This window comes from Bacillus sp. FJAT-18017 (genome assembly GCF_001278805.1).
In the GTDB taxonomy this organism is placed as follows: Bacteria; Bacillota; Bacilli; order Bacillales; family Cytobacillaceae; genus Bacillus_D.
In genome coordinates, this window is the sequence record NZ_CP012602.1 from 4824874 (window position 1) to 4849154 (window position 24281).

Annotated in this window: 29 protein-coding genes; 3 read left to right on the plus strand and 26 right to left on the minus strand. The window is 42.1% G+C overall.

The genetic code is table 11. The annotated features are described in order from the left end of the window. Positions 1 to 57 precede the first annotated feature (57 nt). The 12 genes from AM500_RS22625 to flaG all read right to left on the minus strand — a co-directional run bounded on the left by AM500_RS22625 (position 58) and on the right by flaG (position 8583). Entirely contained in the window at positions 58 to 771 is a 714-nt protein-coding gene (locus AM500_RS22625; RefSeq protein WP_053601235.1) for a glucosaminidase domain-containing protein, read from the minus strand. Positions 772 to 800: 29 nt separating this feature from the next. Beyond that, complete coding sequence (locus tag AM500_RS22630; protein ID WP_053601236.1) at positions 801 to 1112, minus strand: hypothetical protein; 312 nt, start codon at positions 1110 to 1112, stop codon at positions 801 to 803. Between the two features lie 257 nt (positions 1113 to 1369). After that, a complete protein-coding gene (locus AM500_RS22640; protein WP_197282637.1) occupies positions 1370 to 1675 on the minus strand; it encodes a flagellar protein FliT in 306 nt (101 codons plus the stop codon). Positions 1676 to 1719: 44 nt separating this feature from the next. Next, the gene (fliS, locus tag AM500_RS22645; RefSeq protein WP_053601239.1) at positions 1720 to 2088 is read right to left on the minus strand and encodes a flagellar export chaperone FliS; all 369 of its coding nucleotides are present in this window, start codon (positions 2086 to 2088) and stop codon (positions 1720 to 1722) included. 391 nt (positions 2089 to 2479) lie between these two features. Beyond that, entirely contained in the window at positions 2480 to 3370 is an 891-nt protein-coding gene (locus AM500_RS22650) for a hypothetical protein (RefSeq protein ID WP_053601240.1), read from the minus strand. Between the two features lie 256 nt (positions 3371 to 3626). Further along, complete coding sequence (locus AM500_RS22655) at positions 3627 to 4250, minus strand: flagellar brake protein (RefSeq protein WP_053601241.1); 624 nt, start codon at positions 4248 to 4250, stop codon at positions 3627 to 3629. A 93-nt stretch (positions 4251 to 4343) separates the two neighbouring features. Further along, entirely contained in the window at positions 4344 to 5234 is an 891-nt protein-coding gene (gene flgL / locus AM500_RS22660) for a flagellar hook-associated protein FlgL (RefSeq protein ID WP_053601242.1), read from the minus strand. 15 nt (positions 5235 to 5249) lie between these two features. Beyond that, entirely contained in the window at positions 5250 to 6710 is a 1461-nt protein-coding gene (gene flgK / locus AM500_RS22665; protein ID WP_053601243.1) for a flagellar hook-associated protein FlgK, read from the minus strand. A gap of 32 nt (positions 6711 to 6742) precedes the next feature. Then, positions 6743 to 7228 (minus strand): flagellar protein FlgN, encoded by a 486-nt coding sequence (locus AM500_RS22670; protein ID WP_053601244.1) that lies wholly within the window; start codon positions 7226 to 7228, stop codon positions 6743 to 6745. Between the two features lie 11 nt (positions 7229 to 7239). Next, positions 7240 to 7515, minus strand: a complete 276-nt coding sequence (flgM, locus tag AM500_RS22675) for a flagellar biosynthesis anti-sigma factor FlgM (protein WP_053601245.1) — start codon at positions 7513 to 7515, stop codon at positions 7240 to 7242. A 116-nt stretch (positions 7516 to 7631) separates the two neighbouring features. After that, positions 7632 to 8204, minus strand: a complete 573-nt coding sequence (locus AM500_RS22680; RefSeq protein ID WP_053601246.1) for a DUF6470 family protein — start codon at positions 8202 to 8204, stop codon at positions 7632 to 7634. Between the two features lie 31 nt (positions 8205 to 8235). Then, the gene (gene flaG, locus AM500_RS22685; protein ID WP_053601247.1) at positions 8236 to 8583 is read right to left on the minus strand and encodes a flagellar protein FlaG; all 348 of its coding nucleotides are present in this window, start codon (positions 8581 to 8583) and stop codon (positions 8236 to 8238) included. A gap of 278 nt (positions 8584 to 8861) precedes the next feature. Between flaG and AM500_RS22690 the strand changes: the two genes are divergently transcribed. Further along, positions 8862 to 9788, plus strand: coding sequence for a hypothetical protein (locus AM500_RS22690; protein ID WP_053601248.1), 927 nt, complete (start codon positions 8862 to 8864; stop codon positions 9786 to 9788). Positions 9789 to 9825: 37 nt separating this feature from the next. Here AM500_RS22690 and AM500_RS22695 read toward each other — a convergent pair whose 3' ends face one another. The 14 genes from AM500_RS22695 to AM500_RS22760 form a co-directional block, all read right to left on the minus strand. After that, the gene (locus AM500_RS22695; protein WP_053601249.1) at positions 9826 to 9960 is read right to left on the minus strand and encodes a flagellin; all 135 of its coding nucleotides are present in this window, start codon (positions 9958 to 9960) and stop codon (positions 9826 to 9828) included. 326 nt (positions 9961 to 10286) lie between these two features. Beyond that, positions 10287 to 11030 carry a flagellin N-terminal helical domain-containing protein gene (locus AM500_RS22700; RefSeq protein WP_053601250.1) on the minus strand — a complete coding sequence of 248 codons (744 nt, stop codon included), beginning with the start codon at positions 11028 to 11030 and terminating at the stop codon, positions 10287 to 10289. A gap of 236 nt (positions 11031 to 11266) precedes the next feature. After that, positions 11267 to 11608, minus strand: a complete 342-nt coding sequence (locus tag AM500_RS25985; protein ID WP_053601251.1) for a carbon storage regulator — start codon at positions 11606 to 11608, stop codon at positions 11267 to 11269. Positions 11609 to 11776: 168 nt separating this feature from the next. Then, on the minus strand, positions 11777 to 13273 hold the full coding sequence (fliD, locus tag AM500_RS22710; RefSeq protein WP_053601252.1) for a flagellar filament capping protein FliD: 1497 nt from the start codon (positions 13271 to 13273) through the stop codon (positions 11777 to 11779). 126 nt (positions 13274 to 13399) lie between these two features. Beyond that, positions 13400 to 14236 (minus strand): flagellar hook-basal body protein, encoded by an 837-nt coding sequence (locus AM500_RS22715; protein ID WP_053601253.1) that lies wholly within the window; start codon positions 14234 to 14236, stop codon positions 13400 to 13402. A 27-nt stretch (positions 14237 to 14263) separates the two neighbouring features. Next, complete coding sequence (locus tag AM500_RS22720; RefSeq protein WP_053601254.1) at positions 14264 to 15142, minus strand: flagellar hook-basal body protein; 879 nt, start codon at positions 15140 to 15142, stop codon at positions 14264 to 14266. A gap of 227 nt (positions 15143 to 15369) precedes the next feature. Continuing rightward, a complete protein-coding gene (locus tag AM500_RS22725; protein ID WP_053601255.1) occupies positions 15370 to 15813 on the minus strand; it encodes a YaaR family protein in 444 nt (147 codons plus the stop codon). An 80-nt stretch (positions 15814 to 15893) separates the two neighbouring features. Next, positions 15894 to 16256 carry a response regulator gene (locus tag AM500_RS22730; protein WP_156319882.1) on the minus strand — a complete coding sequence of 121 codons (363 nt, stop codon included), beginning with the start codon at positions 16254 to 16256 and terminating at the stop codon, positions 15894 to 15896. Positions 16257 to 16282: 26 nt separating this feature from the next. Next, the gene (fliY, locus tag AM500_RS22735; RefSeq protein WP_053601257.1) at positions 16283 to 17404 is read right to left on the minus strand and encodes a flagellar motor switch phosphatase FliY; all 1122 of its coding nucleotides are present in this window, start codon (positions 17402 to 17404) and stop codon (positions 16283 to 16285) included. A gap of 4 nt (positions 17405 to 17408) precedes the next feature. Further along, on the minus strand, positions 17409 to 18383 hold the full coding sequence (gene fliM, locus AM500_RS22740) for a flagellar motor switch protein FliM (RefSeq protein ID WP_053601258.1): 975 nt from the start codon (positions 18381 to 18383) through the stop codon (positions 17409 to 17411). Between the two features lie 70 nt (positions 18384 to 18453). Continuing rightward, positions 18454 to 19326 (minus strand): flagellar hook-basal body complex protein, encoded by an 873-nt coding sequence (locus AM500_RS22745; RefSeq protein ID WP_053601259.1) that lies wholly within the window; start codon positions 19324 to 19326, stop codon positions 18454 to 18456. A gap of 24 nt (positions 19327 to 19350) precedes the next feature. Continuing rightward, positions 19351 to 19776: a flagellar hook assembly protein FlgD gene (gene flgD / locus AM500_RS22750; RefSeq protein ID WP_053601260.1), complete on the minus strand. Its 426-nt coding sequence runs from the start codon at positions 19774 to 19776 to the stop codon at positions 19351 to 19353. A 16-nt stretch (positions 19777 to 19792) separates the two neighbouring features. Beyond that, entirely contained in the window at positions 19793 to 21100 is a 1308-nt protein-coding gene (locus AM500_RS22755) for a flagellar hook-length control protein FliK (RefSeq protein ID WP_053601261.1), read from the minus strand. A gap of 130 nt (positions 21101 to 21230) precedes the next feature. Beyond that, positions 21231 to 22010 carry a CheR family methyltransferase gene (locus AM500_RS22760; RefSeq protein WP_053601262.1) on the minus strand — a complete coding sequence of 260 codons (780 nt, stop codon included), beginning with the start codon at positions 22008 to 22010 and terminating at the stop codon, positions 21231 to 21233. 344 nt (positions 22011 to 22354) lie between these two features. On the opposite strand from AM500_RS22760, the gene AM500_RS22765 reads away from it, so the two are divergent. Then, the gene (locus tag AM500_RS22765) at positions 22355 to 23155 is read left to right on the plus strand and encodes a MotA/TolQ/ExbB proton channel family protein (protein ID WP_053601263.1); all 801 of its coding nucleotides are present in this window, start codon (positions 22355 to 22357) and stop codon (positions 23153 to 23155) included. Next, complete coding sequence (locus tag AM500_RS22770; RefSeq protein ID WP_082347352.1) at positions 23109 to 23915, plus strand: flagellar motor protein MotB; 807 nt, start codon at positions 23109 to 23111, stop codon at positions 23913 to 23915. The genes AM500_RS22765 and AM500_RS22770 overlap by 47 nt, the downstream gene beginning before the upstream one ends. Positions 23916 to 24281 lie beyond the last annotated feature (366 nt).

Consider the following 24281-nt stretch of genomic DNA (forward strand, 5'->3'; position numbering starts at 1 on the left):
ATAAAAACTAGTAAACAATTGCAGGCGAAAAGAGGCACCTCAAGCGCCTCAAGCAACTTATCCTCGGACTTTTTCAAAATGATTTGTAACACCAGTTACCCAGTGGTTGTTCAAACCTGTTGGATCATTGGCTGCGCCAATCGGAGCGTATTTGCCAGCAATTTTTGTAATGCTGGTAAAACCTGAATCCAAATAATTATGGCTAAGGTTCCGTGCCATATCCATGATGCTTTCATTGACTGAGTTGTATGATCTCAAGCCATTTTTCCCCATCATTCCGGCAATATTATTTTTTTCGGCAGCTGCCCTTGATTTGCCATTCCCGGTTTCATGCTGGGAAATCGCAACGAGCAAGGCTGGATCGATGTTGTACCGTTTTCCCGCCTCAATAAACACCTCACCCTTGCCAGCAAGCTTGCCGCCAAGAAGCTGATTAACTTTTTCACTATTAATCTCTTTAAATCTTAATGAACTGGGCTGTTCAGAAGGGCCCATTTCAGGTAAGGAGTTATTTTTTTCGGAAAAAGTAATATTTTTTTCAGAAAGAAGGTTTAACTCGTTTAAACCCTGGGTATTCGTATAAATGGGCTGGCCTGGCTGTAAATTTAACTGCGGGGCCGTTTGAGTCTGCTGCATCATCATGTATTGTTGCAGCACCTCAGAAAATAGAGCTGCTGCATTGGTTTCGGTCTTTTGATTGCCAACGCTTCGTGCCCGTGAAAGCGTGTCAATGAGCATGGACCTGATAAACCAATCATCACCTATTAACAAAGGTTTCACCCTTTCTGGCATGAACTTTATTAAATGGACTCTCTTAGTAATCCAGATATATCGCCAATTATTTCGTCTGGAAGCATTGAAATATTCTTCAGCCTTCCATCTTCTATCTTTGCTTCAACCAGGATGATACGAAGCGGATCATGGGCCCGTTTCAGCACAAGAATCTGCTTTTCCCCGTAAACCAGATTCCGTATCATATCAAAGGTGTCATTGATAGGATGCCCGACAGTTAATTTAATTGGTTTTGTAAAGAATGGTTTCTTCTTTTTATAATCCAAAAAATTATAGAGTTTGCTTGCCGGTTTATTTTTTTGCAGTGTTTGCCCAATCATTCCATTCTTCCCTCCGCCAACCTGGTGAATACTATCGAATATACTCACTGTCTGTTGAATCATGGCAACCGACATTGAATATAAAGGATGTGTTCCGACAAAAAGGTGCAAATTTCTTTATATTGTTATTCTAATGGATAACAAATTTTTACTGACCGAAAAAAACATGCGTGATTACGCAAAAAAAATTCCGACGGACATAAAAAAATGCGCGGTCACGCAAGGAATTTTGCGGACCAACGCATATTTTGCTAGGACTATTTGAACGTGTCGACAAAAGCACCATTCGTCAAACTTTGATAATTTCCGTATTTTTTTGAGGCACGGCTGCGGTCCTTCAATTGTCCTCGCAACTGGATATTCTCTGACATTTTTTCCTTTAAAACTCTCTCCAGCTCTTGATCAAGCCCGAGTACTTCCTTCAATTTCTCTTTATCATTTTGTGATAGTATAGTCCCAGGATTAGCTGCTTTCCATTCATCCACATCCTTCATGAAAATGTGACGAATTTTCAACAATTCATTCAACTCATTAAATTCTTCCTGTTCGATTGCCTTTTTCATTTCCTGCGATACCCTAAGAAGTTCATTAATTATTTCTTCCATAACTATTTTCGTTTCACAGCTTCTGACCAGGTTTCGACCAATTCAACAGCAAATGTCTCGACCTCGACGAGCAGCTCGGAATCTTTCTTCATATTCGCTTCGATTAAACGTGCTTTCATAAAATCATACATCGCCATCAGCGACTTTGAAACTTCGTATTCAGGCTTTAAGGTAACCATTAATTCCGTTAAAATATCCTGTGCCCTAAGGTTATGCGTATGGGCATCCTGAAGTTTATTTTGATCAATGTCAAGCTTGGATAGGCGGATAAATTTAACGAGACCCTGATACAACATCAATGTGAGGTCTTCCGGTTTCGAAGTGGAAACGGCTTGTTTTTGATATGTTTGGTATGGATTTTTTAGACTCATAGGATACGATACTCCCTTCAATTCCTAAAAGATCGGTTATTTTTATTATCGGCTGATATGGGGGAAAGTTAAGGGTTTTTTAAATTTATTAAAAGGCTGTTAAAATAGTTTGTTGATTTCCGCTACGGACGCTTCTCTTTCCGCGGGCGATTTGGAAGCCTCCTCGGCGCTATGCGCCTGCGGGGTCTCCCTACTCTGCTTGTCCCGCAGGACGTTGAATAGCCTTCCTGAAAAAGCACCGCAGGAGAAAATGCGTTTTTTGCATTTTCGAACGAGTCTCGCATCCTCCGCTACAATCAACTTCCTTTTAAAACACAGTGTTCATTAATACAACCCTATTCTATAAAAAAATCCGCAAAGCCCCCTCTTTCAAGGATGACTTTACGGATTTCTAGCTGCCGACTTGATGGACGACGCCGGAACTGTCAATTAGGTAGTTTAGCCTCTGATTGTAGGATTTCAAGTTTTGTATTTTAGCTGCATCGCCAAGCTGGCTGAATGCGTGGATTTCCCTAGCGAGCCTGGAAACCTCATTTTGCAGCTCGATATTGCGCTGACGCTCTTGATTGAGTTGCTGCTCTTGCTTCCTAAGCTTATTCCGGAGAACTTCTTTCTCGGAGTTGATTTCTGACTTCATGTTCTCAATCTCAGTGGCTGCTTGCTGATTGAGCAATGCCATATTGGTTAGCTGGTACAGGCTGCTCAGCATATCATGCAAATTTATCCCCGGAAGCTGTTCCACATTAGAGATAAGCCCTGATAAGATATCGATCAGGTCGCCATCCTGAGAAGATTTTTTGGAAAAACTTCCAACTGTTCCGTTTACCTGCTCAATCGGCTCAGTAGAAACGACAGGCACGTCATTTTCAGAGATTGTGATGAATTCAACCTGAGGCTGTTCCAGCTTTTGCTTCTTCTGCTGCTTTTTTGCCAGAGTGTAATATTTATAGCTTACAGATTGGTAGCCTCGGCCTAGCACATTTGCTGCCTCATCCAATAGTTCTGTTATATTTCTCGCGCCTTCTTCCTGGCGTTCTTTAATATAAAGGAACATAAAGTCGATTTCAGCCTTTGACCATTTACGGTTCACTTTTTTTGATTCCCCGTGGTCTTGTGTTTGATTGAGGCCAAGCATCATTAAATTGTTATAGTAAAAAATTAGAGAATCTTTACTCAACCCGTGCTTCGTTTCAAGTTGATGAATTTCTTCCTCGCTTACATGCGCCTGATGGGGTTGAAGCATCATTTCCTTTAATTTAGAAAGAGCTAATTTTAAGCTCATCGTCATACCTCCTATTTCAAAGCATCCCTATTAATTCTGTATATAAAAGTTCTTAGTTTGTTTGGGTAATTTACTATATAGTACGAATGTTAGAATTGTTTTTTGGGGAGTATCTGTGTATTTTTTGATGAAGTTATCAAACAAAACAAAACTATATTCCTATTTTTATTATAAGGGGTGAGTAAGTTTTTGTAAAAAGAAATGAGAAAAACATGCCGGTTAGAAGGCATGTTTTTTATTGAGATATTCTTTGTTTTTATCTTTGTTTTAAACGCATCTGCCTTTGTTTTTCAAAACAGTATTGGAGGATTTTCATCTGGTCGGATTGACCTAGATGTACAAACTTAAGCGCTACGGTTTGCCTTTGCCCATCCTCACTTGGCGAAGTTCGGATTACCTGGGCATCAAAATCTATTTTTGAAATCACTTTGTTTATAGCTGGAAGCATGAAGGTTCCAGTAAAAATTTCTTCTGTTGGCAATTCTGCCTGCGGACTGCAGGAAAGCAGGATGCCACCACTGCTGATGTTGATGGATGTACAGTCCTGGCCATTTAATGTGACGGGTATACTGGCACTCACTCGAAAATCTTCTCTTCGCTGAATCTTGATGATTTCTTGTTCGCAAGGCTTTTTTAACCGGTATAAAAGGATTGCGTCTTTCTTTACTCCGAGAACTTCTGTTCCAAATCGATACTGATTATCGTTGGTGACAAAAGATATTCTCAATGGAGTACCCGCCACCAGTTCTCCAATCACATTCGAATCCGAAGGAGAACTAATCATTATTTCCTTTTCTGTTATGTCCGCAATAATTGAACGGCAAGACTGCTCTCGTTCGACAATATCAATAAAAATATTTTGATTTACTTTTGGAAACATGTGATCCCCTCTATTATATTAGTTTTCTTTACAGATTTTTCCTATGTATAGAGCTAAAAAAAGAGGATGAATTGGCTTCATCCTACTACTTACCTATCTTAAAAAGTCTACGAGAGATGGCTGAATGATGCGTGCTCCTGCTGATAAGGCAGCTCTTTGCACATTCTCTTGTGCCTTCAAGTCAATGATTACTTTCGTGAGGTCCACATCTTCTTCCTGGGAAAGCATTCGGGTCGTTGACAGCTCAAGGCCGTCAATTCGCGACATGCTCAGCTCCATCCGGTTCATCCTCGCACCCACCTCAGCACGCTGCCTGAGAAGATTATCAATTTGCCCATCAAGCTTAGTTAAGGCATCAGCGGATGTCTGTCCACCAGCACTAAAGCCTGAAACAATATCCTCAAGAACCTTGAAAACTCCACCTTCATGATTGAACACATCGGTGCCAAGAACATTGATTTGAACAATATTCGTCTGGCCAACGCGTAACTCAAGCAGTTCAGTGTTGCTGTTCATGAATCCTTTTGCAGTTCCTGGAGTAGATTCGCGATAAGGCGGAGTTTTCACATCCGTACCTGCAAAAATAAACTTTCCAGCCAACTGGGTGTTTGCTACCTCACCAAGATGTTCCTTCAACTGGGCAATTTCCTGTGCGATGGCAGCCCTGTCTGTCTCGCCATTTGTTCCATTCGTACCCTGAATCGTCAACTCACGAACCCTCTGCAGGACTGAGGTCACTTCGTCGAGAGCTTCATCGGTCGCTGTCATCCACGAAAGTCCGTCTCCACTATTCCGCTTGTATTGATCGATTTCATTAAGCGATGACCGGTAAAACATTCCTCTTACCGCTACAACAGGATCGTCCGATGGCTTATCAATTTTTTTACCAGTGGATAATTGCTGCTGATATTTTTCCATCGCCTGGTTGCTTCTATTTATATTCGCAAGCATATTCTGGTTCAGCATGCTCTGGGTGACCCGCATAGCTTATCTCTCCTTCTACAATCCGACTCTGCCCATGCCGTTGATGACTTTATCCAACAGCTGGTCCATGACAGTCACATATCTGGCAGCGGCATTATATGCCTGCTGGAATTTAATCATGTTGGCCATTTCCTCATCCAGGGATACACCTGAAACAGATTGGCGGCGGTTTTCTACCTGCTGAATAATCACTTCCGAGTTATCCTTCATCCGCTGGGCTTCGTTTGAATCAATCCCCAACTGGCCGATGATGTTCCGGTAAAAGTCGTCTGCTGTTGAATTCGCACTTCCAAAGGTGAGACCAGCAAACTTTGCATTGGCAATTTCCTGCGCATTCTGGCCGTTACCAGTGGATGACGTGCCAGCAGTTTCTTCTTTGCCTGCTGCAATCATGTTCAACGAGTCAATAATATCCCCATGAACTTCTATATCCGCGGCTGTTGAACCTGTAAAGAAAGGAACTCTTACTTGCGAACTCCCATTAATATTGTTCAAATTATAGCCGCTCTGATGGATGGAGTTGATTTGATTTGTGAATGCCGCTGCCAGTTCATTCATTTTTCCTTTTAAACTAGGAATGATGGATGAAGCTTCAGAGCCCTTCAATCCGTACGCCTCAATATGGCCCAGAAGCTCACCAGAAGCGAAAGATACTTTTTGGTCATCTATTTTGATTTCATCTGGATCCACGAGCCCTGTGGCTGGATCATAGCCTATTGTTAATTTAGCGGGTGTTTGACCTGAAACCAATACTCCGTTACCAGCAGAGACATTGACCATACCGTTTGCCGCTGGAGTGACGTTGACATTGACAAGCTTGGAGAGCCGGTCAATCAGGACATCGCGTTGGTCATAAAGGTCATTCGGCTGATAATTGTTCGGCACAAGACTGGAAATCTGCTTATTCAGACTTGCAATCTGTGAAGAAAGAGAATTAATTTCGCTTTCTTTTGTTTTGATGACATTTTTCAAATCACCCTGGATTTGGTCCAGTGTGTTGGAGATATGCTGGAAAGTTTCAGCTACAGCCACACCTCTTTGCCTTACAACTGCTCGAGCAGCAGCACTGTCCGGATTTTTGGAAAGCTCTTCCCAACCCTTCCAGAATTCGTCCATTGTGGCGGCAAGTCCGGAATCGGATGGTTCATTTAAAAGCTCCTCAATCCGCGTGAATGTATTGGTTTTTGCTTCCCAATATCCGAGATTTTTACTTTCACCACGAATCTGGACATCCAGGTATTCTTCGCGGAGGCGGACGATTTTGCTAACCTCAACACCCGTCCCCAATTGGGCAGGAGACTGGTCATTGTGCATACCAGGACTAGGGATCGCTTTTGAGGCCTGCATTTCCGCCCGCTGCCGTGTGTATCCTGTTGTATTTGCATTTGCTATATTATGGCCAGTGACGGACAATGCAGTTTGCTGGGCATAAAGCCCTCTTTTCCCCACTTCTAAGCCGTGAAAAGTTGAAGCCATTCCCTAACCCTCTCCTTGCCTAAAACTTAAATCTATATTTTTGCATCTAGCATACTTGAATATCGTTTTTTTACATTTGGCCCGTACCCTGACGTCTGTTCCTTTCCAGCAAACAAACCGATCGAGTAGTGCAAATAGGACAACGATGTTTGAATTAATTGCTGGTTGTCCTTGTTTGCAAGGCTTAACTCCTGAATGACATTGCGGAGTTTCGAGGCTGCGGAAGTAATGCGATTTTTCAAGAAAGGTTGATGAACATGTTCGACAAGTTCGTCCAGTGTGTAAGATGTACCTTCCAGTCCATTACTGGTTTGATAATCCTTAACAAACTGTTCCCTTTCACGCTCGAGAACCCCAACTGCTTCCAAAAGTCTTGCTTCTCTAGACAGCAGGCTCTGAAGCATTTCAGTATCCCCTGAAATCAGAACTTCCCGCTTCTCTTTGGCCAGCTCTAACAACTGCTGGTGCTCTTCATGCATTTTTTCCAATATATCTATTAAATCTGTAAGAGGCGCCATCTGCGTCACTCCTATTCTCCTTCATTTGCCCAGAAACCAAGTAGTTTGTCAGCTACTTTAGAGCTATCTACATTGTAGGTACCGCTTGCGATTTGTGTTTTGAGTTCCTGAATTCGTGCCTGGCGCTCCGCCTGGCCATTAGCCATTGCTTTGGAAATCTCAAGTCCCTTCGCAGAAATCTTAACTTCCGCAGAAGGAGATGACTTCCTATCTGTATTGTTTATAGTTGAACGGTTCTGTTGACTCTGGTAGGAATGGAACCCATATTTCATGTCATTGATCCGCATAGTAATCCCTCCTATCACTTCCTTTCTATTATCGGATATTTAGTAAAGAATGTTTAGTGTTTTTTATAAAAAAATGTAAAAAAGCAGTGTTCCGATGTAGGAACGCTGCTTTTGCATTATGATTTGCTGTTAACATTTAGCCCGACAAAGTCGATCTCAAGCTGCTGTTTTTGCCTTAGGTAGACTTCAATTTTACCAGGTGTGTAGTTGTGGACTGTTTCAAAAGGGGTATAGTCTGCCTGGACGCCGCCACGCTCCCAATTGATTTTAAGTTCAGTCGGAGTAAAATTTAACTTTACTGAACCATGGCTCGGAATGAACTTTATCGTTGTGTCAGCAGGTCGCGGGTTCACTTTGCTCGTTATTATATTGTTGAGTGCATCCTTTTTATGTTCAATCGCTGCCAGTTGATCGCCTTCTTGCGATATTGTGGCGACAGCTTCTAACGCTGCGTTCCTCGCTTCAGCTGCATTTTCAGTAGAAAAGGTGCTAGGAGTCTTCATATTGAGATCATATCTTAATTGTTCCTGGTTAATTTCTAATACTGCCGGCTTGCGGTCAATCGACATTTGGGCTGGCTGTTGCTTTAAAGCTAGCTGCGCTGGTCTTTGCTCCAGTTCCTGGATGGGTTCTGTTTTGCGCAGACCGATTTGTGCGTGTGTTTGATTGATGCGTATTTGTGGGAACAATCTGTTCACCGCCTCAGTCTAGGGTCTGCAATTATGCCTTGCGGTCAATCAAATGGCCGAGATATTCGGACATCGCTGCATACATATCAAGCAGCTTCTTTGAAGGTATTTCTCTAAGGATCTGGTTGGTGTTATCATCAATGAGCGTTACATAGTACTCCTGCAATCCTTCGTGATATTCAAATTTCAAGTGTGATTGGGAACTAGTCAAAAATTCATTCATACTCTTAACGACTTTTTCTGTTTGCTTTTTTGACGGATGTTCCTCGCGAAGCTCTTCCTTTATAGGTGCTACTTCTTTTACCTTTGGCACATCAATTTCCTGCTTAATATTTGTATCCATCCGCAGTTGGTTGTGAAGCGTAATCTTATCCAGCATGGTATCCCCTCCATGGCATATTATGGTTACTACTGTTATCGGTTAATGGTAGCGAATGTTTAATTAATTGAGAGAATAAGAGAGGAGCAAATTTGTCATGATAAAAGGCAGTCTTGTTAATGAAATTACCAACGATGTTCTATTATTTCTAGGGTGGTAACTTACCTTCGTACAGGCCATCACCCGATAATAATTGGATATTGTTTTAACTCTTCTTAAAGTTTGGTATATTAAGGATATAGAACAAACGTTCCGTGTCTTTAGGGGAGTGGAGAAGGATGTTAAAAAAACTTACAGAATTTGTACCAATGGGAGTCCTTAGTTTAATTTTTGGCAAATTACTTGGAGATGGAAATTTAACTATAGAAAAACAACGGCAGCCACGTTTTCGTTTTCAACACTGTTATTCTGACCATGAATGGTGTAACAACTGCTATGAATCCTTAAAAGCGTATATTCCTTTAGCGCCTCCAAAGAAACGAATTACTTTAGATTCACGGTTAGAAAAAGGGTATTCAGAATCTGTATATGTTCAATCTAAAACATCACCTCTATTCGGATTACTCAAACAACTCTGGTATCAGGAAAACAAAAAAGTGATTCCACTTGAAATTCTCTCTGAGGTTTTAGATGAAGCAGGACTTGCGTGGTGGTATCAAGATGATGGACACCTTGCCATATGCAATAGAAACAGAGTTAGAAAGATAATTCTGTCATCAGACAATTTTTCATATGAGGAAAATACTACTTTAATTGAGCTTTTGAAACAAAAATTCCAACTTACTTTTTCCTTAGATGGACAGAATAGATTATGTCTATATAATCAGAAGGAAATTTTATTTTTTCTTAATAAAGTAAGACCCCTTATGCATTCTTCAATGAATAGAAAATTATATCATTTTACTAACAAAGAATGCTCACTCTTCCCACATAGAAAAAGAACAACGATAAGTTTGCCAACCTCTATTTTAGTCAAAGCTCCAACTAAAGATATTATAGGCATGATAGAAAGTATCGAAACAGAATCCTTTCTTCAAAATTGGTTTAATGAGTGTTACAGAAATAAAATACTTAATCTTAGCTTAGATAATAACAAGTATCAGATCAATATAGAAAAAGAACAACTTATTAAAATAGATTATCTAAAAAAACGCACTGGATTAACTATGAATGAGATAGTTTATCTTGCTTCACAAATCGATTAAAAAGGGATTGCCACTGGCAATCCCTTTTTAAATTTTATTAACGAAGAAGTTGTAGAACTCCCTGCGGCTGCTGATTTGCTTGCGCGAGCATAGCTTGTGCAGCTTGAGAAAGAATAGAATTCTTAGTTTGGTTCATCATTTCTTTCGCCATCGTGCGAACATTTATTTTCATAAATGACTAGACTATATCTTCACCCTCTAGCAATCTAGTAGGGGTCGGGCACTTCGGATTCACAATGCTGATGACCATTGTTTCACCTATGGATTTCATCATCATAGCTTTCGCCTTAGATGGTTTATCCTAGTCGTTGAACCTTCTCCACTCTTTCGAGACAGGAGCTTGGCTGCTGATTGCCCATATCTTTTCTTTTTTCAAACCATCACGCTTGTTGTTTCCAACTACGTTGTGGTAAGAAAAGCTCTAAGGGGTTTCCAGCAATTCACCCGATAATAATCGCTAGCCGTTACCAGCTAGGACGACTGTGCTTGTCACTGCTCTTAGGCAGCTATAGCATAATCAACGTCACGGATACGAGATTCCGCAGCAGTTAGATTTTCAGACGCATTGTTCAAATTATTTATTGTATGTTCTAAACGGTTTTGCATAGCACCAAGATATGAACGACCGCTTGAAACACTTTCAATTTGTGTATCAAGTGCTGTAAGAGCTGCCTGAGAATTAGTATAGTCTGTTATATCTAGTGTACCTAATGCAGTCTCGACACTCTCAAGTTCAACTCCAGCAGTTGCAAAATCAATCTGAATTAAATCTGCATTATTCGCACCAACTTGAAGATTTACTTTACCGTCGCCGGCATCGCCTGCTGTCTTATCGAATAAGTTCTGTTTATTAAACTGTGACTTTTCTTTAATTCTTGTCACTTCTTCTGCCAGCTGTTGGAACTCATTATCAAGTGCTGTTCTATCCTCAGTAACATTAGTATCATTTGAAGATTGAACAGCTAGCTCACGCATACGTTGAAGAATGTCATGTACTTCATTAAGTCCACCTTCAGCAGTTTGAATCATTGAAATACCATCCTGTGCATTTTTAGAACCAGTTTCTAATCCACGAATTTGTCCACGCATTTTTTCAGAGATTGCTAGACCTGCTGCATCATCACCAGCACGGTTTATACGAAGACCTGAAGATAACTTTTCCATTGAGCTTGATTGTGCATTGTTTGCACTGTTCAACTGACGGTGCGTGTTAAGTGCTGCGATGTTATGGTTAATACGCATTCTATTTTCCTCCTAATATGTTGGTATTTATTTCTTAAAAGGATGATCCTTTTAAAGATGATTTATAATAAACCCTTTGGGCCTATTAACTGGTGAGCGTTTGTTGCTTTTTGATAAGCTGCTATTTTACTAATCGGTTTGTTTGATTAAGAGTTTAGCAATTTATCAACTTTCATTTACTTTTATCGGACATGCTTCAAACGAGTTTAGCCCCAACTAAAAATAATTTTTACTACTCAGGAGATTTGTGTAGTTTTCTGTTCATCCAGTCCGCTATAGGTATACAATTCCTCACGAAAAACTTTTACATCTCTAGGTGCATCTATGGCGAACCTCAATAATCCCGTCTCGGTTTGAAGGAGAGTTACTTTAATAAACTCGCCGATTTGAAGAGCATCTCCAACCGATTTAACTTTCTTTCTAAAAGCTTTGGCATGGCCCGGCTTTTTCCTTATCACAGAAATATTCTCTGGGGCTTCCACTGTCAAACGAAGTTTTGAAGCAAATTGGACGGCAGTTACCTTTACGTCATCATCAATAATGACGGATTGTCCAATTTCTCTTCCGATAATCAACATCTGTGAACCTCCCGGCGGCTCTGGGTATTTTTTATATTGAGTATCATGGTTACTAACTCAACCACTTGTCTTAATTATCGGCCGATATTTGAAAGGGTTTAGGAAAATATGTAAACAAATCTGCAAATAAAAAGCACCGCCTTAAGTCTCCTTAAGACAGTGCTATCATTACATACCCAATTGTGAGGATAACCAGGAACTTTGCGAATTCATTTGCTGTAGGGCTTTTTCCATTGCACCGAACTGCTTCCATAAACGATTTTCATAAGCACGGACTTTATCCTGCTCCCTGTCGATATTTTGATCGATCGATTTCAACTGTCTGGCAATGAAGCTTTTTGTATCAACGGAGGAATTTGGTGAACCCGCTAAAGAGCCAAGCTCAGTAACAGCAGTGTTCAACCGGTCATAGATTCGCCAGGCGAATCCGCTCTTCTGGTGCAAAGTTGAATTCGTTACAGTTGTACCAGTTAAATTCGTGTCTTTTGCTACGAACATATTTTTGACATCTGCAAAATTGGTTTGAAGCACACCTTTCAGCTTCGCTTCATCAAGAATTAATTTACCGTTATCACGATAATTAGTAGAAAAATTGATGCCAATATCTCTTAATGAATTAAAGCTATCCGGCAGGCCTTCTACTGCTGAATTGAGGCTGTTCCTCATTTCCGTCAAAAAGGAACGAATGGTTGAGTCTCCAGTTAATAAACCGCTTTTCGCCTTCTCATCCCAGAGCTTAGTTTCCGTTTCCTTCATTTCCTTCCTTTGTTCATCAAGCAAAGGTGGGTAATCGCGATATTTTTTTTCAGTTAGCCTGCCATTTAAATCAGCAATTAGTTCGTTGTATTTATCCACAAAAGTTTTAATGCTGGTGAAGATTCCTTCTGTATCACTGCCCACTTGAATCGTAACATTACTAGTAATGTTATTTTTAAGGTTAAAAGTTACTCCTTCATAAGTGAAAGTATTTGATGAAACAGGTATGGTGGTCCCGTTTATCGTAACACTGCCTGAAGTTGCGTTCGTGCCGGAAATATCTGTATCTACAAATTTAAGAGGATTGTTAGGGTCACTGATGTTAGAGATATTGATTTTACCAGCAGACCCGGCATCCATCGAAGTCAGTACAAGACTTCCACCCACATTCGAAGCCTTTACTCTTGATGTTTCGGAGTAACTATTTATCTTGGCAACCACTTGATCCAACGTTCCATTACCGATTTCTATTGTTGTACCGGTCGAAGGATCAGTTGGATCTGTTGCATTCAAAACAAACGTAAAGGGATCCGTAACTGATTGTCCCCCACTATTAAAGCTTGCGATAGCAGGTTTCGCTGAAGTTGCCATTGTCGCACTGTTAATCACAAAATCTGACCTTGTACTCGTCCCTGCCGATGAAACTGCGACACTTGTACTGCTGGAGGTGACTGTCTGCTTATTGAATGTTGATTGCAAACGCAATCCTTCCATAGCCTTCCTGAATTCATCAACCTTCTTGTTCACATCCCGATAAGCATCTGATTTCCAGCCCATTGAGATTTTCGATTGCTGCATCTTATGAAGGCGGCTGCTTTGTACATTAACAAGATTGGCAACAATCTCATCAGTATTCATCCCTGATGCCAAGCCGCTGATTCTTAATGTCGTACTATTACTATTAATCATTGGGTCATACCTCCTTCCATACTTTCCATAAATGACGACCCTTTTATCGAAGTCTATCGGCTAAACTAAATTAAAGTTTAGAGATATTAAAAAATCGGGACAGTTTCCCCACCGTCCCGATTCTACCTACCTCATAATATTATTAGCTATCCCCATCATTTGGTCGGCATAGGAAACTGCCCGTGAGTTCATTTGATAGCTCCGCTGGGAGGTCATCAAGTCGGCCATTTCCTTCGTGATGTCGACATTGGATCCTTCCAAAAATCCAGTTGATACTTTGAACTCCCCTGCTTCCATTGCCCGTACATAATCACCAACTGCAGATCCCTGAGGGAGAGCCGCTTCGTCAATCACGAATTGATTGTCTCCTGTATTTTGCAATAGCGAAGGATTCGGAATATCAACAACACCAACCTGTTGCTGGGAAAGCGAAGTTTGACCGGTCTGCTTGTTTCTAAGCTGAATCTGGCCATTTTCCGTGATTTTTACTTCATCAGCACCACTTAGTTCAATTGGATTGCCGGTTTGGTCAAGTAATAGCGCACCATTCGCATGAGCAAGATGATAGCTTCCTGAATTATTAGGATTAGGGCTTAAATGGAAGTTTCCGTCCCTAGTATAACGGACTTCACCATCTCCTGTTCTTACTTGGAAAAAGCCCTTGCCAGCAAGCATCAGGTCAAACGGACTTCCTGTTTCAATCGCCTGGCCCTGCGCCATATCGAGCTGAGTCATCCCAGCAACGGTTCCATAGCCAACCCGAAGGCCCATCGGAGTCAACCTTCCTTGTTCCTGATCGCCTCTGACCTGGTTATTCAGCTGTGAAGCAAGAATCTCCGAAAAGCTTTGCTCGCGGCGCTTAAACCCTGGTGTATTGATATTTGCCAGGTTGTTTGCCGACGTATCCAGCTTTTGCTGATAGGCGTGCAGCGCACCTGAAGAAATATATAATGACGTATTCACGTGCATGTTCTCCTTTTAAAAAAGATATTAGCCATTGACCCTGCCGATTGTGTTCAGCTGCTCAAGTGAGCGGTCATATGCACCGACTACCTTCTGATTAGCTTCGTAGCTTCGCACCACTGTCATCATGTCGGTCATCGTTTGGCCAAGGTCGACATTCGATTGTTCAATGAAGCCCTGGTTCAACGAAAAGCCTGGATTATTGCCGACATCGATTACCTGCAAAGGAGCGTCCGCCACGAACACACTGCCGCCAAAGCGGCGAAGTTCGCTTGGATTATTTGCAACAGCAACACCTACTTGTCCCCCATCCGCAGTTTGCTCAGGACGCCCGGGATAAAGTGTGATTTGCCCCTCTGAACTAATTCGGATATCTTCTTTTGTAAGACCTGCATTCAGCTGAATCGGCTGACCATCCGATCCAAGAATCCTATAACCTTCAGATGTGACAAGCTGACCGTTTGCATCAACGTCCCACTTGCCATTCCGTGTATATCCAACCGTTCCATCAGATAGCTGGACGGTGAAAAAGGCTGCGGTTTTAACTTGCCGGCCGTTAACAGTTCCCAAAGGCAATGCTTGGTCATTAATTGCTACATCAAGAGGCAGCCCTGTTTCCACAAGAGAGCCTTGTAAAAAGCTTGGAACCCGCTCCTGGGCATAGACGCCGTTTGAAAGCTCGCCAATCAAAGCTGGCTGGCCAGGAATCTTAATCCCTGTAGCACCGGCTTGGATTTGTTCATAATCACGGATCCTCGAAATTAGCATATTTGGAAATGAACGTAGTGTGGCATCGTCTTTCTTGAAGCCTGGTGTTTGGGCATTTGCCAGGTTATTGGACAGTGCTTCCTGCTTCCGCTCCATCGCGAACATCCCTGATGCTGCCGAGTACAATCCTCTTATCATCTTTCTCCCCCTTTCTTTAATGTCTAGCTCCACAAGGAAGGCTTCGTCAGCATATACGTCGCACGAAGAAAAAGCGATAGCTTTTTCGAGGAGCGCCTAGCGCCTAGTGTACTTCGGTCCCCTCGTTACGATAAGTCAACATCGATTCGCTTGCGCTCATCGTGTTTCCTTTATCTCCTTCGAGGCCCTCCAGTCCATACGGCGCTGGACAAGGCGCTTTCGCTTTTCTACGTATATAAGTTAACAAGCATCCCTTTAATTTCACCAATGCGTTCCAAAATAGATAGCTGGTCATTCTGCTGATTAAGAATTTGATCGGTCAGCTCAACCATTTTCCTATCGATAACCTGGACAGTCTTCAGTACTTTATTTCCGCCGTATAAATCCCAGCTTTCTGTCTGGTAGAGGCCAACGCCGTTTTTTGTAACATCGTCCATGAATCTCTTAACAAGGTTTTTATACTTATTGAGCTCTTGAAACGTTGGGTTTTCGCTCAGTTTTTGCCCCTGGCTGTCAATATCCTGGAGAAGCTGATGAAGGTGTTCCTTTGTCAGTTCCTTTGAATATGTGTTGAAAATTGATTGAAAGGCTGGGGATTGGACTGCGCCGCGTTCTTGTGTTGGAAAGCGTTGCTCACCAAAGTTCAACCGAATAGAGTCTTGTACTTTCACACGCGTGCCCTCTTTCTAAAAAAGGACCCTCTAGCAGGGTCCTTGTTAAATGTAGACTTGCTCAGTAAGGTTCGTCCTGCTTAACCGATTACTTTACGGATTGATTCCATAACGCGGTCAGCCTGGAATGGCTTAACAACGAAATCCTTTGCGCCAGCCTGGATGGCTTCCAATACCATTGGCTGCTGGCCCATAGCCGAGCACATAATGATGCTAGCCTGTGGGTTCAACGCCCTGATTTGTTTCACTGCCGTAATGCCGTCCATTTCCGGCATCGTGATGTCCATAGTTACAACATCAGGATTCAGTTCCTGAAATTTTTCGATAGCGTCTACTCCATTGACAGCTTCGCCAACAACTTCAAGTCCATTTTTAGTTAGTATATCTTTCAGCATCATGCGCATAAACGCGGCATCATCAACGATTAATACCCTTGCCATAATTTCTTCCTCCTATTGTCTATCGGTGTTTAATTAGTCATTTTACTTATACGGTCAATAGGGCTGACAATATCCGTAATCCGGACGCCGAAGTTTTCCTCAATGACAACAACTTCTCCTTTTGCGATCAGCTTGTTGTTTGCCAGTATGTCAACAGGTTCTCCTGCCAATTTATCAAGCTGAATGACAGAACCTGGTCCAAGTTCGAGGATTTTTTTAATTGGCATTTGCGTACGGCCCAACTCTACGGTAATAGCCAATGGGATATCGTATAGTAAATCAATATTCGCTTTGCTTGAGTGTCCAACCGAATGTTCAGCAAATGTCGCATATTCCACTCTTTGGACATTCGTATTAGGTGGAACCATCGAAGCAGGTGTTGGCTCTGGCTGTATAACCGGAGCAACAGAAGCCGTTTGCATGATTGGCTGCACTGGCGGCTGAACCTGTGGCTGTACTTGAGGCACAACCGGTGTTGGTGCAGGAGCATCACCCGGATTAAGCAGCTTATGAATCATTTCTTTTCCGACTGATAGCGGTATGAATTGAACCATATTGGAATCTATTAAACTGCCAACCTTCAGTTTGAAGGAAACCTCAATAATGATTTCCTCGTTTAAATCCTCGACCTTCTTTGGAGGGACTCCTATTACATCAACCGTCGGTGGTGAAATATCCACCTTTTGATTAAAGAGGGTAGACATCGATGTAGCAGCTGAACCCATCATCTGGTTCATCGCTTCCTGGACCGCACTTAAATGCAGCTCTGAAAGATCTCCTTCAGCAGGAATGCCTTCGCCACCCATCATCAAATCAGCTATGATTTTCGCATCTTTTTCTTTAATCATGAGCAGATTCTTGCCTCGAAGGCCGGAAGTATAGTCAACATGGACTGCTACCTGGTTTTCTTTTATCGACTCTTCCATCCGCTCCCACTCAATCACCGCAAGAGTTGGGGTTGTAATTTCAACCCTTTGATTCAAGAGCGTCGAGAGGGCAGTCGTTGAACTTCCAAGTGAGATATTACCGAGTTCACCTAGTGCATCTTGCTCCAAAGGGCTTAGGAAATCCCTAATGGACAACACTGTAGTGGAATCAATTTGATTAAATAACGCATTAATTTCATCTTGAGATAATGAACCTTCACCCATTAATTCATTCATCTCCTTCCATTGTAACTGCATGATCGATTTGGACCGCATAGCGCCCTTTTTGGACACCTGGGTTTCCAAGATATCTAGTTGATTGGCCGACTTTTACAAGCAGCTTACCAGCGTCAATACCGATTACATCTCCAATTTGCAGGTTCATTAAATCTGAAACGGATAATGTCGCCCTGCCGACTTCGGCAATGACCGGAACATTGACTGTGTTTAAGTTCTGGACAATTTTATCCTGCTGCGGAGGATTTTTTTTCGTTGTCATTGATGAATACAGCTGTTGTGTCGACAGTTTTGGAAGAATAGGCTCCACAATTAAATGCGGGATGCATAATGTTAATCTCCCGGTAACCTCACCAATGGTCGCACGCAGTGCAACGATAATCACTGTGTCATTCTGAGATGCGATTTGAATGAATTGAGGATTGGATTCGATTGCTTCCCAATGAACCTCTACATTCTCAATACCTTTCCAAACATCCTGGTACATCTCTGCCACTTTGACGAAAATTTTCTTGATGAGCACTGTTTCAATCTCGGTCAAAGCTTCACTTCGGACAGAGGAAGCCCCTACCCCTCCCATCAATCGTTCCAGCATTGCTGTAGCTATCTGGGGATTGGTTTCAATCACCATTTTTCCATCCATCGGTTTCACGTCGTACAAATTCAAAATCGTCTTGGACGGAATAGATGCAATGAATTCCTGGTAGTTTACCTGGTCGACGAGATCAATTTCAATTTGGACAAATGTCCTTAATTGAGCTGAAAGATAGGAAGTAAACATCCTCGTGAAATTTTCGTGAATGCGCATAATGCTGCGAAGCTGATCCTTCGAGTATCGCATCGCACGTTTGAAATCATATACTTTCACTTTATCTATTGGTTCGTTTATATCGGAGGCTTGAAAATCTCCGCTGTGCAGAGCTGATAACAGGGCATCTATTTCCTGTTGAGATAAAACATCTGCCAAATGCCTTCCCCCTAACTCTTCCCTGAGTTAAATAACCATTCATGGCCTCTTATCATAAAGATGCGAACGGTTAACGCTTAAGGTTGATAATTTCTTCAAGGATGGAGTCTGATGTTGTGATTGTCCTGGCGTTTGCCTGGAATCCACGCTGAGCTACAATCAGCTCAGTAAACTCTTCGGTCAAATCAACATTCGACATCTCAAGGATACCTGTATTGATTTGCCCACCACGGTTATCTTCAATCCTGCCTGCGAAGACATCACCGGAGTTTCCTGTTTCTTCAAACAATGTGCTGCCAACTTTGCTAAGCCCACCAGGATTTGGTACAACAGCAGTTGCAAGCGAAATATTTTCGCCGGCGCGAGTTGGGTCATTATTCATAAAATAGTTCGTGCCGTCCCAAGCTAGCTTGCCACTTTGGCCATTTTTATCAACAACGTTAATATAGCCATAGGCGTCAATTGAAAAAGAGGTGTAATCAGCACTGGAAAGTTTAATATCAACCAGGCCTGTATCGGTTGTCCCTTTTACAAAAAATCCGTTGGAATTAACCAGGTTTCCACTTGCATCAAGGGTGAAATTGCCCGCCTTAGTCAAATAAGGGGATGCGTTCGGGCCAGCCTCTGACGTTACAACGAAAAATGCATCTCCATCAATCGCAAGGTCAGTCCCAACGTTCGTAGTCATCGGGCTTCCTGGTGTGTGGAGCGTATCAATTGAAGAAATTCTTGTACCAAGGCCGACTTGCTTAGGATTTATCCCGCCTGTTTGATTATTTGGACCAGTAGCACCAGCAATATTTTGGCTGATAATATCCTGGAACATGACACGGCCTTTTTTAAACCCGACCGTATTTACGTTTGCGATGTTATTACCGATCACATCCAATTTTGTTTGAAACCCTTTCATTCCTGAAACACCGGAGTATAGAGACTTTAACATTCATTTCCCTCCTAAAATCTTGGTTTATTTCACTTCTTTAATTTCTGTTACATACTCCAACGGAATTTTCTGCTCTCCAACGAGATAGTAATAATTCCCTTCAATCGTGGAAATCCCTTTTACAGTACCACTGGCTGTAGCTCCGCTTGAATCCGTCAGCCAAGTAATCTCTTTTCCAATTACCGAAGCATGCTGGCTGATTTGCAAGTTTGCAAACTGTTCAAATGACTGATTCAGATTGGTCATCTGTTCCAACGAGCTGAAAGTCGCCATTTGCGCGATAAAATCGCGGTCCTGAAGCGGATTGGATGGATCCTGATTCGAAAGCTGGGTAGTTAATATTCTCAGAAAGTCGTCTTTCCCCAGTTTGCTTTTTTCCTCAAAAGGGGTGGCGTTCCGAAAAATTGAGGCCGTATTTGCAGCGTTGCTGACATTGACCCAATTGCTCATGCGTGCGTCTCTCCTTCTATGCAGTGAAATCAATACTTGAAACTGATCTCTTCGAGTTACTTCCATAAGTATAAGAAGTCATCTCTTTTTCGATATCCGCTTCTTCTAGCTTGATTGACTTAGTACGTTTGGTGGATGCTTGCTCTTGTGACTGAAAGGCCTTTTGTTCCTGGGGAGAATTGAATCCCCCTTGTGAAAAGGAAAAGCCCTGTGCAGTTGAATCAGCAGCAGGTACAGGCTGCTGGACCACATCGACCTTATTCACGACTATCCCTTGCTGCTGCAGGGCTTGTTTCAAACTGGATAACTGTCCCTCAAGTACATCCCGGGCAGCTAAAGTTTCCGTTATAATTTCAGCAGTTACCTGCCCATCCTGAAGCATAACCTGGATTTGAACCTTGCCAAGATGCTCGGGAGAAAGTAAAAACTTGGCAACGGTTTTGTCAGGAAGTCCATTGGCATTTACGGTAATTTGTCCAAGAATTCGAGTTGCTTCCGGAACAAATGATTGAACAGGCACTGATTTCGGAGGAGGAGTTGGTTCACTCCAGCTTCCATCATTTTGTGCGCTTACCGCTCCTGAAGGGTATAAGGAAGGATTGGCCGTAATTTGGTTCCCTTCTTCTTTCGTTTGCGTTGGCTTGCTTAATCCGCTTGATGGAGCAAATAATAATTGATTTTTATCTAGATCCAGAGGCAATTTTGCGTCGGTTGGTTTGTATTCCGGAGACTGTGGTTCGGGAATGGAAGGCTTCCGGGAATCTTGAGCATCTTTAACCAGCTTGTCTTGTCTTGCTTGTAAATTCGCAATTAGAGGCTCCAACGCTTCCACCAATTCTGTTAATACTCCTGACTGTGCTTGTTCGGATTCAAGGAAGCTTACTGCTTTTTGAAGCAGGTCACGTATGCCAGGTATCTCATAAATCTCCTGACGTGAACTTAGATCAAGCTGTCCTTTTACTGCTTCAATTTTTCCAGCTAGCTGCATAGCTCCAGGATGTGCTGAATCAGCAAGCTCGCCTTGAGCAATTTCACCTGAAGCGGAAGCAGTCAGCACGTTCTGAAGCTCTTTGAACAACCCAAGCAACCCTGCTAACAGTGCTGTAACTTCTTCTTTTTCCTCAGAAGGGATGGCCCCTGTTTCTTCAGTGGAAGATTCCACTGTTAAAAGTGAGTCCTGCCCATCTTCATTTACATTAACCTGGAGCATTTGTAAAATCTGGTCAAATGAAGTTAGAGTATCAGGTTGCTTAAGCGACTTCTTTATTGGAGAATCCCAATTGTTTGTTTGATTGTTTTTGATAGTTACTTGAAGGTTATTCAAATAAAAACCCCCTGCAAAACGGTTAAAGTTTACGTTTAACCCTTATTATACCTGACTATCCAATGTTAGTCATGACATTTTTTGATATAATCAAAGTTTTTGATACTATTGGACTATTTTGATAGGCAAATTAAACTCTTTCCCTCTTTTGAAAAAAGAAAGAATTTAACTTAATCAATTCATAGCGATCAGGCTCAGGAATGCTATCCCTGCTTCCAACAACAAGAATCCCGCCTGGACACATGGCACTACTTAATCTCAACAGAAGATAATGGTTTGCCTCCTCTGTCAAATACAGCATGACATTGCGGCAAAGAATTAGATCAAATCCGGATTCAAACGGGCCATGCAGCAGGTTCTGACGTTCAAAGTTGACTGCTTTTTTCATGTCCCTGTGCACTGAATAATGAGTTCCGAATTTCCTCAAATACTTCAGCCTTAGTCCTGATGGCAGGCTTCCCAGTGCTTTCTCTCGGTATAAACCTTGTTTGGCCTTCGTTAAGTGACAATCGTTTAGGTCTGAGGCGACAATGGAATAAGTCTCTAAACCCATCTCTTCAAGAATCATTGCCAGGGTATATGCTTCCTCCCCCGTAGAGCAACCTGCACTCCAACAGTTCAGGCTTGCTCTCTCCCGCAAAAGCCCGGGAAGTGCAGAGTGCTGCAAGTACTCCCACATTTCCGGATTTCGATAGAATTCCGTTATATGGGCGGTCATTTGGCCGGTAATCTCTTGAACAAATCCAGAATTGAAAAGGAGAGAATCCGAGTTACCTATGGAATGAAAGCTGCCTTTATGATAAAGCAGCGTCAGCCGCTTTCGAATTTGTTCTTGTTTATAGTTGCCCAAATCTATTCCGGTTTGGAGTGTAAATTGTTGTGCGAAATCAACATATTCAAGGTCGGTCATCTTATCCACCTATTCGTAAGGTATTGTCACTTTCATCTGCTTCAATCCAATTAAACTATTAATAAATAAAGACGATATAGAATAATGAGATGTTTGCCCTTATAGCAGATAGAAAGTGTGTGTGTGGCACCTTTCTGTATGGGTGTTCTTCCTCGAACATGTTTATTCAAAATACTGGTAAAATCATCTCTTCCTTTTACAAAATACGAGATTGCTGCCTCTTCGTCAATAACTTCTTTAATATTGTCAAAAACTTTTTGATTTTGTTTGATTGCCTGTTGTTGATTTTTTTTGATTCAATTAAAATAGTTTTATAACTAAGTCCGTACGAAAAGGAGAAAGTGATGTCTAGTATTATCGGAATTATAATAGCTCTTGTTGCAGTTGGAGTAGGGATGGTCTTAAAAGGGGCTTCGCTTTCCGCGTTGAATAATCCGGCTGCCTTCCTGATTATCTTTGGCGGGACGCTAGCTACTCTTTTAATTGCCTTCCCCTTTCGTGAAGCAAAAAAGTTTCCTGTCCTTCTGAAAGTCGCTCTTTTCGAGCCTAAGCTTCCTTCCAAATCAGAGCAAATTTCTAACATTATACATTGTGCCGAAATTGCTAAAAGAGAAGGAATCCTTGCATTGGAGGAAGTATCAACAGATACGCAGGACCCGTTCTTCAAAAAGGGCCTTGAATTATTGATTGATGGCTACAATTATGATTTTATTGAAGAATTATTGCACGACGAACTAGAGGAAATTGATAAAAGGCATAAAACGGGCGCGCTTATGTTCTCACAGATAGGTTCCTATGCACCATCTCTAGGGGTTCTTGGAGCTGTGGTCGGATTGGTCGCTTCACTTGGCAACCTTAACGATGTGGATAAGCTTGGCCATTCCATCGCTGCTGCTTTCATTGCCACCTTGCTGGGGATTTTTTGCGGGTATGTACTATGGAATCCGATTGCAAATAAATTAAAGCGAATTTCAAAACAGGAACAGGAATTAAAGTTTGTTACCATTCAAGGTATCCTGGGAATATGCAACGGACTCACCCCAAGTGCTCTTGAAAAAAAGCTTTCTGTGTATGTAACACCAAAGGAACGCCTCAAGTATGAAAGTAAAAATGGAGCAAAAGACGATGAGCAGCAGACGGCGTAGACGACCTGAAGAACACGAGGAGCATGTTGATGAGTCCTGGCTGCTTCCTTATGCTGATATCCTGACCCTGTTACTCGCACTGTTTATTGTCCTGTTTGCTTCGAGTAGCATCAACATATCAAAATATGAAGCAATTATGAATTCCTTCAAGACCGAGTTTACCGGAACCAATGTCGATAGCAGCAAACAGGGATTATCGACAGAACCGCCCGAAACACCTATTGATCATGCACAGGAGGAAGAACCTCCAAAGGAAGAAGAGCCGCCTGATCAAGGTGAAACCGAGGATCCTGAGCTTGACGAATTAAAAAGAAGAATGGAATCGTATATTAAAAATAATGACCTTGATGCTGTGGTCACCTTGTCCGAATCAAAACGCGGGGTTGAAATTACGCTGAAAGACGTTATCTTGTTCGATCCCGGACATGCCATTCTAAAGGAAAACTCCTTTAAAACGCTCAATGCAATTATCGGGCTGCTAAAGGCTTTGCCAAATCCAATAAGTATTGAGGGTCACACAGACAACGTCCCAATCGGGAACGCGCCATACCGCTCAAATTGGGAGCTTTCTTCCGCTAGGGCAAGCAGCGTCCTTCATTACTTTGCTTCGAAAAATATTCAAGAGAGCCGGCTTCAGTTTACTGGTTATGGTGAATTCAAGCCACTATTCCCTAACGATACCGCAGACCACAGGCAATCAAACCGGCGTGTAAATATCGTTATTTTACGAAGCTCAGAAGCTAACAATCAGACCAATTAAGAAAAAGGTGTTCCAAAAGTAGAATTTTGGGGCACCTTTTTTATGGATCTAAGAAGTTCCCTCAACAAAAAGAATCTCCGAAGAGTAATCACCGTAGTGACTGGTAATGCCTTGCCTTTTACTCCGCACTTTACGGACCTGAGGGCCTTGGGAAACATACCCTCCCATTTGCTGGATTAATCTTCTTTCCTCAAACCGAGATTAATCCACGAAACCCCTTTTGCTAGATTAATCTCCATTCCTAAAACCGAGATTTATCCACGAAACCCCATTTACTAGATTAATCTCCATTCCTAAAATCGTGATTAGTCCACGAAACAAAGAAAGGAATCAACGGCTTATTGATTTCATTAATCAACAAAAAGA

Excerpts from the sequence above, each read along its gene's own strand:
- AM500_RS22630 (WP_053601236.1), bottom strand. The coding sequence starts at position 1,112 with ATGATTGGGCAAACACTGCAAAAAAATAAACCGGCAAGCAAACTCTAT.
- AM500_RS22640 (WP_197282637.1), bottom strand. The coding sequence starts at position 1,675 with ATGAAAAAGGCAATCGAACAGGAAGAATTTAATGAGTTGAATGAATTG.
- fliS (WP_053601239.1), bottom strand. The coding sequence starts at position 2,088 with ATGAGTCTAAAAAATCCATACCAAACATATCAAAAACAAGCCGTTTCC.
- AM500_RS22650 (WP_053601240.1), bottom strand. The coding sequence starts at position 3,370 with ATGAGCTTAAAATTAGCTCTTTCTAAATTAAAGGAAATGATGCTTCAA.
- AM500_RS22655 (WP_053601241.1), bottom strand. The coding sequence starts at position 4,250 with ATGTTTCCAAAAGTAAATCAAAATATTTTTATTGATATTGTCGAACGA.
- flgL (WP_053601242.1), bottom strand. The coding sequence starts at position 5,234 with ATGCGGGTCACCCAGAGCATGCTGAACCAGAATATGCTTGCGAATATA.
- flgK (WP_053601243.1), bottom strand. The coding sequence starts at position 6,710 with ATGGCTTCAACTTTTCACGGCTTAGAAGTGGGGAAAAGAGGGCTTTAT.
- AM500_RS22670 (WP_053601244.1), bottom strand. The coding sequence starts at position 7,228 with ATGGCGCCTCTTACAGATTTAATAGATATATTGGAAAAAATGCATGAA.
- flgM (WP_053601245.1), bottom strand. The coding sequence starts at position 7,515 with ATGCGGATCAATGACATGAAATATGGGTTCCATTCCTACCAGAGTCAA.
- flaG (WP_053601247.1), bottom strand. The coding sequence starts at position 8,583 with ATGCTGGATAAGATTACGCTTCACAACCAACTGCGGATGGATACAAAT.
- AM500_RS22690 (WP_053601248.1), top strand. The coding sequence starts at position 8,862 with ATGTTAAAAAAACTTACAGAATTTGTACCAATGGGAGTCCTTAGTTTA.
- AM500_RS22695 (WP_053601249.1), bottom strand. The coding sequence starts at position 9,960 with ATGAAAATAAATGTTCGCACGATGGCGAAAGAAATGATGAACCAAACT.
- AM500_RS22700 (WP_053601250.1), bottom strand. The coding sequence starts at position 11,030 with ATGCGTATTAACCATAACATCGCAGCACTTAACACGCACCGTCAGTTG.
- AM500_RS25985 (WP_053601251.1), bottom strand. The coding sequence starts at position 11,608 with ATGTTGATTATCGGAAGAGAAATTGGACAATCCGTCATTATTGATGAT.
- fliD (WP_053601252.1), bottom strand. The coding sequence starts at position 13,273 with ATGATTAATAGTAATAGTACGACATTAAGAATCAGCGGCTTGGCATCA.
- AM500_RS22720 (WP_053601254.1), bottom strand. The coding sequence starts at position 15,142 with ATGATAAGAGGATTGTACTCGGCAGCATCAGGGATGTTCGCGATGGAG.
- fliY (WP_053601257.1), bottom strand. The coding sequence starts at position 17,404 with ATGGGTGAAGGTTCATTATCTCAAGATGAAATTAATGCGTTATTTAAT.
- AM500_RS22745 (WP_053601259.1), bottom strand. The coding sequence starts at position 19,326 with ATGTTAAAGTCTCTATACTCCGGTGTTTCAGGAATGAAAGGGTTTCAA.
- flgD (WP_053601260.1), bottom strand. The coding sequence starts at position 19,776 with ATGAGCAATTGGGTCAATGTCAGCAACGCTGCAAATACGGCCTCAATT.
- AM500_RS22760 (WP_053601262.1), bottom strand. The coding sequence starts at position 22,010 with ATGACCGACCTTGAATATGTTGATTTCGCACAACAATTTACACTCCAA.
- AM500_RS22765 (WP_053601263.1), top strand. The coding sequence starts at position 22,355 with ATGTCTAGTATTATCGGAATTATAATAGCTCTTGTTGCAGTTGGAGTA.
- AM500_RS22770 (WP_082347352.1), top strand. The coding sequence starts at position 23,109 with ATGAAAGTAAAAATGGAGCAAAAGACGATGAGCAGCAGACGGCGTAGA.